This is a genomic window from Sulfurirhabdus autotrophica (assembly GCF_004346685.1).
Lineage (GTDB): Bacteria > Pseudomonadota > Gammaproteobacteria > Burkholderiales > SMCO01 > Sulfurirhabdus > Sulfurirhabdus autotrophica.
The window spans coordinates 34,670-48,605 of the sequence record NZ_SMCO01000007.1 but is presented as its reverse complement, the minus strand read 5'-3'; the positions used below and the strand labels follow the sequence as shown (position 1 = coordinate 48,605).

General features: G+C 47.4%; 13 protein-coding genes. 1 reads left to right on the top strand and 12 read right to left on the bottom strand.

All coding sequences use genetic code 11. From position 1 onward, the window contains the following. Window positions 1-88 precede the first annotated feature (88 nt). The 11 genes from EDC63_RS08855 to EDC63_RS08805 form a co-directional block, all read right to left on the bottom strand. Window positions 89-1,369 (bottom strand): dihydroorotase, encoded by a 1,281-nt coding sequence (locus tag EDC63_RS08855; RefSeq protein WP_124945189.1) that lies wholly within the window; start codon window positions 1,367-1,369, stop codon window positions 89-91. After that, on the bottom strand, window positions 1,369-2,325 hold the full coding sequence (locus EDC63_RS08850; protein WP_124945188.1) for an aspartate carbamoyltransferase catalytic subunit: 957 nt from the start codon (window positions 2,323-2,325) through the stop codon (window positions 1,369-1,371). The genes EDC63_RS08855 and EDC63_RS08850 overlap by 1 nt, the downstream gene beginning before the upstream one ends. Before the next feature lie 83 nt (window positions 2,326-2,408). Then, complete coding sequence (gene pyrR, locus EDC63_RS08845) at window positions 2,409-2,918, bottom strand: bifunctional pyr operon transcriptional regulator/uracil phosphoribosyltransferase PyrR (RefSeq protein ID WP_124945187.1); 510 nt, start codon at window positions 2,916-2,918, stop codon at window positions 2,409-2,411. A gap of 1 nt (window position 2,919) precedes the next feature. Next, window positions 2,920-3,378, bottom strand: coding sequence for a Holliday junction resolvase RuvX (gene ruvX / locus EDC63_RS08840; RefSeq protein ID WP_124945186.1), 459 nt, complete (start codon window positions 3,376-3,378; stop codon window positions 2,920-2,922). A 43-nt stretch (window positions 3,379-3,421) separates the two neighbouring features. Then, on the bottom strand, window positions 3,422-3,982 hold the full coding sequence (locus EDC63_RS08835) for a YqgE/AlgH family protein (RefSeq protein WP_124945185.1): 561 nt from the start codon (window positions 3,980-3,982) through the stop codon (window positions 3,422-3,424). Between the two features lie 96 nt (window positions 3,983-4,078). Continuing rightward, entirely contained in the window at window positions 4,079-4,993 is a 915-nt protein-coding gene (gene cysK, locus EDC63_RS08830; RefSeq protein ID WP_124945184.1) for a cysteine synthase A, read from the bottom strand. Window positions 4,994-5,309: 316 nt separating this feature from the next. Beyond that, window positions 5,310-6,452, bottom strand: coding sequence for an ABC transporter substrate-binding protein (locus EDC63_RS08825; protein ID WP_124945183.1), 1,143 nt, complete (start codon window positions 6,450-6,452; stop codon window positions 5,310-5,312). 388 nt (window positions 6,453-6,840) lie between these two features. Further along, a complete protein-coding gene (locus tag EDC63_RS08820) occupies window positions 6,841-7,848 on the bottom strand; it encodes a class 1 fructose-bisphosphatase (RefSeq protein ID WP_124945182.1) in 1,008 nt (335 codons plus the stop codon). A 226-nt stretch (window positions 7,849-8,074) separates the two neighbouring features. Further along, the gene (locus EDC63_RS08815) at window positions 8,075-8,980 is read right to left on the bottom strand and encodes a TonB family protein (RefSeq protein WP_223248162.1); all 906 of its coding nucleotides are present in this window, start codon (window positions 8,978-8,980) and stop codon (window positions 8,075-8,077) included. Between the two features lie 60 nt (window positions 8,981-9,040). After that, window positions 9,041-10,885 (bottom strand): ribonuclease catalytic domain-containing protein, encoded by a 1,845-nt coding sequence (locus EDC63_RS08810; protein ID WP_124945181.1) that lies wholly within the window; start codon window positions 10,883-10,885, stop codon window positions 9,041-9,043. 68 nt (window positions 10,886-10,953) lie between these two features. Further along, a complete protein-coding gene (locus EDC63_RS08805) occupies window positions 10,954-11,514 on the bottom strand; it encodes a YqiA/YcfP family alpha/beta fold hydrolase (RefSeq protein ID WP_124945180.1) in 561 nt (186 codons plus the stop codon). 206 nt (window positions 11,515-11,720) lie between these two features. On the opposite strand from EDC63_RS08805, the gene EDC63_RS08800 reads away from it, so the two are divergent. After that, window positions 11,721-12,377, top strand: coding sequence for a hypothetical protein (locus tag EDC63_RS08800; protein ID WP_124945179.1), 657 nt, complete (start codon window positions 11,721-11,723; stop codon window positions 12,375-12,377). A gap of 53 nt (window positions 12,378-12,430) precedes the next feature. Here EDC63_RS08800 and mpl read toward each other — a convergent pair whose 3' ends face one another. Then, on the bottom strand, window positions 12,431-13,780 hold the full coding sequence (mpl, locus tag EDC63_RS08795; RefSeq protein WP_124945178.1) for a UDP-N-acetylmuramate:L-alanyl-gamma-D-glutamyl-meso-diaminopimelate ligase: 1,350 nt from the start codon (window positions 13,778-13,780) through the stop codon (window positions 12,431-12,433). Window positions 13,781-13,936 lie beyond the last annotated feature (156 nt).

Below are 13,936 nucleotides of genomic sequence, written 5' to 3'. Positions count from 1 at the left end.
TTGGTAAATGTTTAGAATAATAAGCTTTGCTGTTCTCTGCGTCTCAGCGCCTCTGCAGGTTAATCACCTGCCTTTTTCAGATTAACTCCTAGTGCGTACTCTCGTACACAACATGCCCTTCTACCAATGTATAGCGCACTTTCCCTTGCAACTCCATTCCCAGGAACGGGGTATTTTTCCCCTGGCTTTTGAGCGCCTTTGGCTCGATCTTCCAATACACTTCCGGGTCGAAAATACATATATCGGCTGCTTGCCCAACGCCCAGGTGACCATTATCAATACCCAATACCTTGGCAGGTTCAACGGTCACTTTTGCCAATGCTTGCACCAGCGGGATTTTCATTTCTGTTGCCCATTTAAGGGTCAATGGCAGTAACAATTCCAACCCGGTAGCACCGGGTTCAGCTTCCGCAAAGGGTAGAATCTTGGCATCATCGTCCACTGGCGTGTGATCGGAACACACGACATCAATGGTGCCATCTTTTAATCCGTTACGTATCGCATCTTTGTCGCGCAGGCTTCGCAATGGAGGGATTAACCGGCAGTTGGAATCAAAAAAACCAATATCCATTTCACTCAAGTGAGCATGATGCACACCAATATCGCAACTGATATCCATACCCTGTTTTTTTGCCGTGCGCACCATATCAATGGCTTCACTGCTTGAAAGACGACAAATATGCACTTTAGCGCCGGTTTGTTTAGCCAATAGCAATATAGTTGAGAGCGCAATGGTTTCCGCACAGGAAGGAATAGAAGGCAGCCCCAGTCGCGTGGCTACCTCGCCATCATGGGCCACTCCGATTTTGGATAACAATGCATCCTGAGGGCGCAACCAGACGGTGTAACCGAAGGTTGCGGCATATTCCATTGCCCGCATCATCACTAAAGTATCGTTCAGCGCAACATCGCCATGAGAAAATGCAATGCAGCCCGCATCATGGAGCTCAGCCATTTCTGTCAACTGCGTTCCAGCCAGCTTTTGCGTTAAAGCGCCTAAAGGGAACACCCGTGCCTGATTCAACCCTTTAGCCCGGTGCTTTAACATTTGTACCAGGCCCGGTTCATCCAAAGGCGGATCAGTATCGGGCGGGCAAACCAGACTGGTCACACCGCCAGCCACTGCCGCTGCCATTTCGCTGGAGAGGGTTGCCTTGTATTCAAAGCCGGGTTCACGCAAACGGGCAGATAAATCGACCAGCCCCGGTGAAACAACCAGACCTGTTGCTTCAACCACGCGGTTTGCATGAAAACCTTCGGGTGCATTGCCAGTGGCAACAATTTTCCCTGCTGCTATAAAAACATCCTGTATGGTATCGATACCATTTTTGGGATCCACTACGCGGCCACCTTTGATGTGGATTTTCATTATGATCCAGCTCCCACCAAAATACTCATTACCGCCATCCTCACTGCAATTCCGTAAGTCACTTGCGGCAAAATAACCGACTGCGCGCCATCCGCCACGGTTGAATCAATTTCGACACCCCGGTTCATCGGCCCGGGGTGCATTACAATTGCATCGGGTTTGGCATACGCCAGTTTTTCTGCCGTCAGGCCATAATATTTAAAATACTCTTGCGCGCTGGGCAGTAGCGCTCCGCGCATGCGCTCATTCTGAAGCCGTAGCATGATCACTACATCCACGTCCTTCAAGCCTTTAGTCATGTCATTGTAAACATGCACTCCCAGCTGTTCTACGCCAGTGGGCAACAAGGTTTTGGGAGCGATGACACGCACTTCGGGTACGCCCAGAATATTAAGGGCATGTATCTGCGAGCGAGCAACGCGGGAGTGCATGACATCACCGACAATCGCCACACGCAGATTGGTGAATTCTTTTTTGAACTTGCGTATGGTAAACACATCCAGAAGGCCTTGCGTAGGATGTGCATGACGACCATCCCCGGCATTGACCACATGTATATGTGGCGCCACATGGCGTGCAATCAGGTGGGCAGCGCCCGATTGCGCGTGGCGTACAATAAACATATCGGCCTGCATGGCGGCCAGATTATCAACCGTATCCAGCAGAGTTTCCCCTTTGGATTGGGAGGAGGCGCTGATATTCAGGTTGATCACGTCTGCTGACAAGCGCTTTGCGGCAATTTCAAATGTAGTACGGGTACGGGTACTGGGTTCGAAGAACAGGTTGAAAATGGCTTTGCCGCGTAGCAGCGGTACTTTCTTCACTTCTCGTTCTGCAACAGAAACAAACGGTTCTGCGGTATCCAGTATGTGCCGGACTATTTCTACCGGAAGCCCTTCAATTGACAGCAAATGCTGCAGTTCACCGTTTTTATTGATTTGCGGGTTATTGAGCATAGGCTTGCTTCCGGCGGTATGTGTAAGTGGGCAACATTATAACTGATCGCGCAACTTGCGCGCCATTAGAGAAAATTCTCTTTTCAACTGGTAGAAGCAACCACTTCTTTCAGTTCTAAAGTCAGTTTGCCATGTTCATCCTGCATTAACTGGATATTTTGGCCTTCTTCCAACGGCAAACTGAACCCGACAAACTGCGCGGAGAAAGGCAGCTCACGTCCGCCCCTGTCTACCAGCACTACAAGCTGAACACTCGCTGGCCGCCCGTAATCAAACAGCTCATTAATGGCAGCGCGAACGGTTCGCCCGGTGTACAGTACATCATCTACCAGAATTACATCACGGCCAGTCACATCAAAGGGCATGTCAGAAGGTTTCACTTCAGGATGCAATCCTTCTTTACTGAAATCATCGCGATAAAATGAAATATCCAGCATGCCTAGTGGTATATCGGCACCAAGCTTTGTGTGCAAAGCCTGTGCCAGCCAGACGCCCCCTGTATGGATTCCCACCAGGGCGCTGTTGGTTGTGAGATGAGGCTTAACTTTCTGCGCAAGTTCCTGCGTCAGCACCTCCACATCAGGTAGTTGCATGTTATTGTCCATCCAGAAAAGTTTGTAAAATATGCTGCGCCGCTACCTGATCCAGCATCGGCTTTTGTTTTTTTCCCCGCACCCCGAGATCTTTCAAGGTTTGTTCCGCTTCAACGGATGTCAATCGTTCGTCAACCAGTGTGGTTTTTATATTAAAACGTGCCTCCAGCCGTCTGGCAAACTTGCGACACAATGCGGACAGGGCATGTTCCGTGCCATCCATATGTGCTGGCAACCCCACCACCAGCAAGACAGGCTGCCACTCCTTGATCAGCGCAGCAATTGACGTGAAGCGTTTTTCGTTGCTTTCTTCGCTGATAGTCGCGAGGGGGTGTGCCATACCTATAGATAATTCACCCAATGCTACACCGATTCGCTTTTCACCAAAATCGAAGGACAGTACGCTGCCAACGGACGGGTAGGTGATCGGAAGGTCTGACTTGCCTGATTCTGGATTCATTCAACTCAAATTGCGATTTACAGTGATGATTTGATTCACGACATTAAGCATGTCCCGCATCTTCTGACAAAAATGCCGGGTTGATACCCAAAATATCCATTGCCGCCTGCAACCGTTCTTCATGAGGCAAATCGAAGATAACATGGGACGATGCTTTAACAGTGAGCCATGCATTTTGGGCAAGCTCCTGCTCCAGTTGCCCCGGCCCCCATCCTGCATAGCCGAGCGTGACCAGTATTTTTTCTGGTCCTTCCCCCCGGCCGACAGCGTGCAGAATATCTTTGGATGTGGTCAAACCCAGATTATTGTTCATTGCCAAGGTAGACTGCCATTCGCCAACCGGCTGGTGCAGCACAAAACCCCGATCCATTTGCACCGGGCCACCATAATTGACTTTAAACTCTTTCAGTTCTTCTGGCTGCAACTCTATTTCAATCTGCTCAAACAAAGCTTGCAACGTCATATCAATGGGCTGGTTGATTACTACTCCCAATGCCCCTTCCTCATTATGCTCACAGATATAAGTGAGGGTTTTGGCGAAATAAGAATCTGCCATGTTCGGCATGGCGATAAGGAAATGATCTGTCAGATTCACGTTTTGCATGTTCATATTATGGCATACATTAATCCAATAGTGAGCTTACTGCACCCCCCATCTGACTGTTTGCCTCAGTCGCAAAGTACTCACATTAAGATAAACTCATCCAAACAAACCTTCTACGGAAAGGTAACGTTCACCCGTGTCATAGCAAAAAGTCAGCACGCGACTGTCTTCTGGAATTTCTCTCAATTTGTTGTTGATTGCAGCCAGAGAAGCACCACTGGAGATACCAATAAAAATCCCCTCTTCTCGCACACAACGGTTGGCAAAATTAAACGCATCTTTAGCGTCCACAGTGATTACGCCATCCAGTATCGACCGGTTCAAAACTTTTGGTACAAAGCCTGCGCCTATCCCCTGCAATGCATGCGGCCCTTTTTCTCCACCACTCAATACGGCTGATTCTGTTGGTTCTACGGCAAAAACCTGAAGTTTTGGAAACTTTGCTTTCAGTATTTCAGCACAACCCGTGATGTGGCCACCCGTCCCGACACCGGTTATCAAATAATCAATACCTTCTGGAAAGTCATCCAGTATTTCCTGTGCGGTTGTTTTGCGATGCGCCTCTGCATTTGCCGGGTTTTCAAACTGCTGAGGCATCCAGGCATTTTCAATTTCTTTTACCATTTCTGTCGCACGTTCAATTGCGCCACCCATCCCTTTTTCCGGCGGGGTCAATTCCAGTTTGGCACCCAATGCGGTCATGTAACGGCGACGTTCAATTGACATAGACTTGGGCATGGTCAAAATTAATTTATATCCCTTGGCTGCCGCCACCATTGCCAAGCCTATACCCGTATTCCCGGATGTAGGCTCGATAATCGTAGTCCCTGCGTTGATTTTACCGGTTCGCTCCGCCTCTTCAATCATTTCCAACGCAATACGATCTTTAATACTGCCACCTGGATTGGCGCGCTCCAGCTTCATCCATACTTCAATGTTTTTGTTAAATAAACGATTAATTCTGACATGCGGCGTATGGCCTATTGTTTCTAATATGGAGGACACTTTCATGCTCTGCTTCTCCTTTTTTCGAATTTTAATAATTATGGGCGAATGCCAATGCAGCATTAATGAATTATTGCTTGGAAAGTACGATGTAAATACCAGATTTAGCTTTTTATATAGCCAGCTAAAAAAGTAATCCTATCTTACTCATAGCATGGATTCAATATTTCCCAGCATCCCAGATCTAGTATTGCTAAGAATATTGCCGGTGCCTTAGTGCTGATAGATGATCGTGCCTGGAATTTAAAACAGAATAGGAAAGATGGTTTGGTAAGTTCAGGGCGCACCTGGTTATACATTGCAGGTGCGCCCTGAATTACGATCAGTTTCTGAAAGTGCCTTCCTTTGTAATCACGGTTAGATCCGTAAACTTTGAACCACTATGGCTTGTCGGACTAAAGCGAACACGGAAACCACCTATATCAGTATCCATTTTTTCTAATGCCTCTACCAGTCTTTCACGGGTCAGATTGCTACCTGCCCGCTTCAAACCCTCTACAAAAGCATTCGCTGCAATAAAGCCTTCCAGACTTGTAAAACCGATAGGGCTTTGCGGTGCGAACTTTTTCATTATCTTATGATATTCCTTCACTACCAGAACTTTCTCATCAAACGGCATCGGCACTACTTGAGAGATTGAAACACCGGCAGCATCTGGCCCTAATTCGCGTGCCAGGGAACGACTTCCAACAAATGATATCGTATAATATTGCGTGTACCCAATAGCCGCTTTCATCTGCTTGACGAATTCAGTTTCAGATTTATACACGCTGATCATGATGATCGCTTGCGGCTTGGCAGCGCTGATTGATTTTACCGCTGCAGTCACGTTGACTGAATTTCGCTCTACCGTACCGGAACCAGCAAGACTCATATTGCGTTTTTTTAACGCGCGCTCGACACCAGCCAGACCAGCCTGACCATAAGCATCATTCTGATAAAAAATCGCTATTTTAGTCAAACCCAGTTTGGTCAGATGATTGACGATTTTTTCAGTTTCATCGTAGTAACTGGCGCGGACGTTAAATACATAACGATTAACTGGATCACGCAATAATTCCGCGCCCGTAAATGCGCCAAAAAATGGCACTTTGCCTTCGGTAAAAACGGGCAGCGCAGCTTTACTGGTTGGCGTACCAACATAGCCAAACAAGGCAAATACGTTTTCTTCTGCAATCAGTTTTTTCGTGTTTTCTACTGCTCGTGCCGGCTCATAGCCGTCATCCAGTGTTTTCAGTTCGATTTTTCGGCCATTCACACCACCTTGTGAATTAACATAATCGAAATAGGCTTTAGCACCATCGCGCATTTCTTGTCCCAGCTCCGCTGAAGGACCACTCAAAACCACGGATTGACCTAAAACAATCGAATGATCGGTTACACCCGTTTCTGCTTTTGCTGTAACGCTCAACGCAAGTGCCAGACTTGCTATCCCAATTCGGCTCAACATATTTAAATAGTTCATATCTAATCTCGTATAATCTTGTAAACAAAAATTAGTCCACTCGCTGACAGCTCAGTACAACAAGTTGAAACTTCAACCGGAAACGCAAGCAGCAGGACTACGAATAGCAAAATAAAAGAGGGCCTCCATTTTTAAGAGGCCCTCTATGCAACCACAATATTAGAATTTATGAATCTACTAATTAAGTATATCATAAACTATTTGTAATATAGAAGATTTTTGTAATTTATTCAAAGTATTCCATTCTATAAAGGGAAATTTCATCTAGCATTTTCGTGGTACATTTTCCGCAACACCATAAATAAAGGCGCCCAGTCATTCTTAATCAATGACTGGGCGCCTTTATGAATATTACAGGTGGTTAAGCGCTATTTACAAATACTTGCCCTTAAGCCTGCTTGTGATAAGAAACAACTGTTTCAACTTCATTTTTTGAACCCAGTAACACTGGCACACGCTGATGCAGGCCTTCAGGTTTCAGTTCCATAATACGTTCACGACCGGTCCAGCTTGCACCACCTGCCTGTTCAACGATAAAGGACATTGGGTTGGCTTCGTACATCAAGCGTAATTTACCTGCCTTGGCAGGGTCTTTAGTATCTTTTGGATACATGAAGATACCACCACGGGTCAGAATACGATGCACTTCAGCCACCATGGAAGCTACCCAACGCATGTTGAAGTCTTTACCACGAGGACCGGTTTTACCTGCCAGGCACTCTTCAACATAACGCTGAACAGGCGCTTCCCAGAAACGCTGGTTGGATGCGTTGATTGCAAACTCTTTGGTATCTTCAGGAATGGTCATTTTAGGGTGAGTAAGCACAAACTCACCAATATCACGATCCAGAGTAAAGCCGTTAACACCATGGCCGGTAGTCAGCACCAGCATGGTGGATGAACCGTAGAGCGCATAGCCAGCACACACTTGCTCGGTACCTGGCTGCAGGAAAGACTCGGCAGTTGCATTGGTACCATCACCCGGGCAACGCAAGATAGAGAAAATAGTACCAACGGAGATGTTCACATCCACGTTACTGGAACCATCCAGTGGATCAAACACCAACAGGTATTTACCACGTGGGTATTGTGCCGGGATGGGGTAGATTTCTTCCATTTCTTCGGAAGCCATCGCAGCCAGGTGACCCGCCCACTCGTTGGACTTGATGAAAATTTCGTTGGTGATCACATCCAGTTCTTTCTGCGTTTCGCCCTGGATGTTTTCAGACTGGGCACTGCCCATAACACCAATCAAGGCGCCTTTATTCACCGCATTGGAAATCACTTTACAAGCTGTAACAATATCATTCAGTAGCGAGGTGAAATCACCGGTCGCGCCGGCGATATGGCGTTGTTCTTCAATAATGAATTGCGTAATGGTAGTGCCGTTATGCATGATAAATTCCTAAGCCTAAAAAAATAAAATATATACGCTAACCCTGGGACCGACAGTTGAATTGGGCTATTACTTAACGCATGACACGAGTCGTATTGGACGCCCCTCACGGCACAGGGCTGAGACAAACGCATCTACTGCGTGCAACTGATGATTTCAGGATTATAAAAAAAAGCGATTATATCATAAATTTTCTCTATGCAATTTATGACCTTAGAAGGAATCGTTACTCGGCACCCATGCTGGACAACTGGTCGCCGCGCGCAAAAATCCATGTGCGGGTGATGCTGAGAATATCGACTTTTTGACGTATCTCTTCCGTGAAAGGAGCATAAGGGGCTGCTAGCCGCACAATACGCACTGCCGCCTGATCAAGCGTTATATGGCCAGATGAACGGTTTATTTCCACATTTTCCAGACTGCCATCGGCTTTGATAGAAACGGTCAACTGCAGGCTGCCATACAGTTTTTGCTGTTTGGCTTCTTCAGGGTAATTGAGGTTACCCACTCTTTCTACCTTGATGCGCCAGTCCTCGACATAACGCGCAAAACTGTATTCTTTTGTTCTGGCACCAACGAACATACGTTTAGGCCGTTTTTGATATGAATCCCAATCTTTGGAAACCTGCGCTTCCAGTCTGGCCATTTCCAGCGCTTTTGCTGCCATCTGCGTTGCATTTGGCGCAACTGATTTTTCAGTGGGTTTCTGTTGCGGTTCTTCTGTTTGATCCTGGCTGAATGTGGACTTAACCTGCATCATCAATTTTTGCGCCTGTTGCTCCAGCGCCTGAACCTGTTGCGCTTTCTGTGCTTCTTCCGGCTGAGGCTGCTGTTTGCTTAAAACCGGCAAAGGACTTTTAGCGCGGCGATCCAGATCAGTATTGCCACCTCCATCCAGATTGGCTTGCGCGAGGGCATCCGCATGGGTTGGTTTGGTAGCGGATTTACTATTCACCAGCACTACTTCCATCGGCGAATTGGCGCTGTCAAACTTTTTAGGGTCCGGTATTTTGAAATTGACCCCAAATAGAAAAATACCATGCAACACTACCGACAGGCTCACAGCAATGGTCAGCTGGGTTGCATAGTCGAATCTTAAAAAATTACGCTGAAATGAGGTCACAAAGCTCACGTGACGGGGTCATCCTTTTAATGAATACTTGGTGCAGTGTAAGCAATCTTCACGCATTTGTCATTGCAACTCGATCCGATGCTTGAATTCGCACCCAAATGCCAAATCAAGCAATTCAACATTGGAAAGCGCTACCTGAACTTGTGTACCAGGTGGTAATTCCGGCATGGAAGGAACACGCGTCACCAGCGGCAGTGTATCGAGCCGGATGAGATTTTCTTTCAGCACGGTCGCACTCGCCTCATTGATACCTTCTTGCAATACATAACGCAAGCACCAGTACCGTTCCATATTTCGCTGGAAACTATTGTAGGCTTCACTCGCTAATTCGAAATCGCTCACCGCGCCGAGCAGCACCTCGCTGTTTGAAGCGTATGGGGCGGGTTCGCCACGTACCAAAGCAATCAATTGGCGCTGATTCAGCAAATCCATGGAACGGCGCAACGGTGAACTGGCCCAGGCATATTGATCCACGCCCAGCCCGATATGTTTGCCCGGTGTCGTGCTTAAACGTACCTTACCGTTAAATTGCGAACGAAAAACCCCAGCTACGCCCTTTTCAGATAACATCTTGGCCCAGCGAGAGTTGACATAAATCATCAGTTCGGACACAACTTTATCTATAGGATTACCCCGTTTCCGGTCAGTAATTGCTATGCGATCATCTTTAACCACAAAGCTGTAATCCGTACCGATGTTACTGCCTTGCTTGCCTCGCCCGATTTCAAGCCGATTTGCCAGCTCCCAGAGAATACCCAGCTCTTTCTTGAACGGGTAATCTGGTCCGCCGCGAGCCAAAGTATCTTCATTAAATAATGGTTCCAGCGTGTCATGCCGTAAATTTGCCGCAATCTTGACGCGTTCAATGCGCGTCACCGATGACACAACTGAATAATCAGCTGACTCTATTTCCAGGTACATGGAAAGAGCGGGGCATGATTTTGTCGCTTCCAGCGTATACGCATTCACCAGCGCATCTGGCAGCATGGTGATTTTATTACCGGGCATATACACAGTAGACAAACGCTCAAGGGCAATTTCATCCAACCGGGAGCCAGGACCAAACCCCAGTGCTGGCGCGGCAATATGAATACCGACTTGCCAGTTGCCATTGGGCAAATGAATCAGGGAAAAGGCATCATCGATTTCAGTTGTCGTTGCATCGTCAATACTGAATGCGGAAACATTGCTTTCCGGCAGATCCTGCGGAATATCAAATTCACCAATTTCACCAAATTCAATTCCTTTGGGGAAATGCTCGAACAGAAATGCGTTGAAATGATAATCATGAGAAGAGGGAATCGCACCACATTTTTCCAGCAGCTTGGGTGGCGTCAACCCCGTATCATGACAAGCCTGTTCCAGGGCCTTGTACTCGATGGTATTTTTATCCGGCCGATACAGCAGCATATTGATTTGCGGCAAGAGTGCTTCCGGGCAAGAAAACCCGGTTAGTTGCGCTGTATATTCCGCCTGTTGCAATGCTTGCAAACGCTTGCGCTCCACGCTGGCAAGCGCGGCTTTCAAAGATTCTTCCGGTGCGGCTTTGTAGTGGCCCTTCCCTTTTTTATAGAAATGCATGGGCGAGCCATGCAGCTTGATCAGCAAGCCTGCGGCTTCTACCGTACTGGGGGCGTGGCCAAAATATTCCAGGCCGAGATCCGCAAATCCGAACTCGTCCTGATTACTGCATTCCCATAAAAAATCAGCATCCAGCTCATCTGCAACGTGCTGAGCTTGTTCCATGAACTCGCTCAGTGCAGGCTTCTCGAATTTGAGCAGAACTGTACCTGCTTTAATTTTGCTGCGTTTGCCGTGCGGCGCTTCAACCTGGAGCGAAGTAGTGTTGTCGGCAAGAACGGCGCCCACTTTAAACCCGCCGTCTTCCTCATAAAAAACATTCATATGGCCTGAAAACCTGACTTCGATTTGAAATAAACTGCCTATTATACCTGAGTGAAAAAGATCACCCGTCAAAAAGCAAGAATACGTGGAATATATTCGGAAAAATGCTGAAATCCGTGGTCTCCACCTGATACCACTATTTGGTGGGCGCCAAGGTATTTTTCAAGTGCCAGCCGATAATCCAGCACTTCATCGCCCGTTTGTACCATGAGTAAATAACGCGCGGGCAGGGTAATCGGTTCCACTTCCAGCGATATAAGTTGCTCCATATGTGCCTGGGTCAACACATATTCTTCCCCTGTATAAATATTACTTTGCGGCCCCTGGTAGTCCTGCAGCAAACCATAGGGTTTTACTGCCGGATTCACCAACACCGCCTTGAGGCCATAATTTTCTGCAAGATATGTCGCATAGTAACCACCTAAAGAACTGCCAACCAGCTTCACTTCATCCTTTGCGCTATGAGCTTCAATGAGATTCTGCAAGATACGAATTGCCTTGGCCGGCTCATACGGCAAATCTGGTGACACAAATTCGCTGGCTTGACCTAGACGCGCCATTTCCTTCTTGAGCAAGCTGCTCTTTAAAGAGGCGGATGAGCTATTAAAACCGTGTATATAAATAATCATTGCCACCCCATTCTTCAGCGCTTTGGAAATTTAAAACATTTTGCCAATATTAAGAGTAAATGCGTCCCGCACCTCATGTTTGGGATTTTTTCACTCTTGGGAATAAATCAGCGCCCTCCGCGTTTACCTGTATAGACAAAGCATCAGTCTGCCTTGCCAATCAAGCCTGATTCAGGCTTACCCTAACTCAATGAGGAGTCAACGATATGTCAATCAAGCTAAACAAATGGATAACCATAATTCCATTCGCCATTCTGGCCACATCCGTTATTTTCAGCCCTGCGCATGCAGATAACCGAGGGGATGATGATAAGTCAGCTTCTATCAAAATATTTGCCCCTGGCAAAGGCGATCTGGCAGGCATTGGCAGCCGGGCTTTTTTGGTTGACCTTTCTATTGGGTTTAACACAGATTTGGCATCTACTGGCGTCACACCTGAGCTAACAGGCCCTGGTCCCTTGCAGAATGCGGGCCCGTTTCCAGGCTCTTTCAGCCTGGGCACTAACCGCGATCACTTCCCTGGCCTGGTAGTGCTGCTGAGTTCCACAAAAATCGGCGCCGGCCCGGGGCACAATCTTTCAAATTTGTTCAACATCAATACGGTTACCAACCAAAGTGCTACCAGCACAGAAATCTGGTCTACCTGGATTATTGGTGCACCTGATTCATTCGGTACAGTCGGAGAAAAAACGCCATCGCACCTGTTTGTGGCTGTCATAGAAGGCACTGCGCCAGATATCGTCATAGATATGGATGGAAACGGTATCTTCGACAAAAAAGACCTGAAACTGATGGGTTACAAGGTGATATCCAATACCCCTCAAGTAGATTTTTTTGTGAATGGCCTTGCCACTGGCTTTTAATTAACCACCCCAGATACGGTGATTAAGCTCCCCCTCAATGACCGTATCTGACTTTACTGGTTACCCAGTGCCTTAAGTAATTTTTCGTGAATCCCACCAAACCCCCCATTACTCATCACAAGAATATGGTCTCCCGGTTGTGCGGTAGCCGCTATCGCTTCCACCAACTTGGACAAATCATTCAAAATAACGGACTTGTCACCTAATGGCTTGAGCGCGGTAGCTACATCCCAGCCAAGATTCTCACCATAGCAAAACACCCGATCTGCTGCTGCCAGACTGGCGGCCAGTGTATCCTTCATTACGCCCATTTTCATGGTATTGGAGCGCGGCTCCAATACAGCCAGAATACGTGCATTGCCCACCTTGGTTCGCAGGCCACACAAGGTTGTTTCGATGGCTGTAGGGTGATGGGCAAAATCATCGTAAACCGTGATGTTGTTTACAACACCTCTCATTTCCATGCGCCGTTTTACATTAACAAACTGACTTAACGCTTCGATCCCAACTTTGGCCGGCACACCAGCATGGCGAGCGGCCCCGATTGCGGCCAGCGCATTATGGCGGTTATGTGCGCCTAACAATGGCCATTTCAGATCACCCTGTTTTTCACCTTTGAAGCTGACTGCAAACTGCCCTTCAGCAGATTGCTCTGATGCCTCCCAGCCATCGACTGCGGATAGTTGTTCCACCGGCGTCCAGCATCCCCGCGCCAATACACGTTTAAGGCTTTCTTCAAAACCATTCACCAGAACCAGCCCATTACCCGGCACTGTACGCACCAAATGATGAAATTGCGTTTCAATCGCGGCCAGGTCCTGAAAAATATCGGCATGATCAAATTCCAGATTATTAAGAATAGCTGTTCGCGGGCGATAATGAACAAACTTGGAACGCTTATCGAAAAACGCTGTGTCGTATTCGTCTGCTTCAACCACAAAAAACGGAGAATCAGTCAAGCGTGCAGACACACCGAAATTCTGGGGGACACCCCCAACTAAAAACCCCGGATTCAGCCCCCCGCACTCCAACGCCCAAGCGAGCATGGCACTGGTGGTAGTTTTACCATGGGTGCCCGCCACAGCCAGTACCCATTTATCCCGCAACACATTTTCTGCCAGCCATTGAGGTCCGGAGATATAAGGTAAGCCGCGATTAAGAATTTCCTCCATCAGCGGATTGCCACGGGAAACCACATTGCCGATGACAAAAACATCCGGCTCCAGCTTGATTTGATCCGGACTGAATCCTTCCACCAACACAATACCCTGCGCTTCCAACTGGGTACTCATAGGTGGGTAAACATTGGCATCACAGCCAGTCACTTTGTGACCTGCCTGTTTGGCCAATACTGCAATACCTCCCATGAAGGTACCGCAGATTCCGAGAATATGAATATGCATACTTAAATCGATTTCCGGTGAAAAAACTAAAAAACCCTTACAGCAACCAGTTATACCACTTGCTTTAACAAGCTGCATTTTATCAGTATTATCATCGACGATAATTATTGAATTAATATACAATCCAATAAAACCCTCACATTTTATTCTCTTTAG

Bases quoted from the DNA above. Each gene is read 5' to 3' on its own strand.
- EDC63_RS08855 (WP_124945189.1), bottom strand. From the start codon at position 1,369: ATGAAAATCCACATCAAAGGTGGCCGCGTAGTGGATCCCAAAAATGGT.
- EDC63_RS08850 (WP_124945188.1), bottom strand. From the start codon at position 2,325: ATGCTCAATAACCCGCAAATCAATAAAAACGGTGAACTGCAGCATTTG.
- pyrR (WP_124945187.1), bottom strand. From the start codon at position 2,918: ATGCAACTACCTGATGTGGAGGTGCTGACGCAGGAACTTGCGCAGAAA.
- ruvX (WP_124945186.1), bottom strand. From the start codon at position 3,378: ATGAATCCAGAATCAGGCAAGTCAGACCTTCCGATCACCTACCCGTCC.
- EDC63_RS08835 (WP_124945185.1), bottom strand. From the start codon at position 3,982: ATGCAAAACGTGAATCTGACAGATCATTTCCTTATCGCCATGCCGAAC.
- cysK (WP_124945184.1), bottom strand. From the start codon at position 4,993: ATGAAAGTGTCCTCCATATTAGAAACAATAGGCCATACGCCGCATGTC.
- EDC63_RS08825 (WP_124945183.1), bottom strand. From the start codon at position 6,452: ATGAACTATTTAAATATGTTGAGCCGAATTGGGATAGCAAGTCTGGCA.
- EDC63_RS08820 (WP_124945182.1), bottom strand. From the start codon at position 7,848: ATGCATAACGGCACTACCATTACGCAATTCATTATTGAAGAACAACGC.
- EDC63_RS08810 (WP_124945181.1), bottom strand. From the start codon at position 10,885: ATGAATGTTTTTTATGAGGAAGACGGCGGGTTTAAAGTGGGCGCCGTT.
- EDC63_RS08805 (WP_124945180.1), bottom strand. From the start codon at position 11,514: ATGATTATTTATATACACGGTTTTAATAGCTCATCCGCCTCTTTAAAG.
- EDC63_RS08800 (WP_124945179.1), top strand. From the start codon at position 11,721: ATGTCAATCAAGCTAAACAAATGGATAACCATAATTCCATTCGCCATT.
- mpl (WP_124945178.1), bottom strand. From the start codon at position 13,780: ATGCATATTCATATTCTCGGAATCTGCGGTACCTTCATGGGAGGTATT.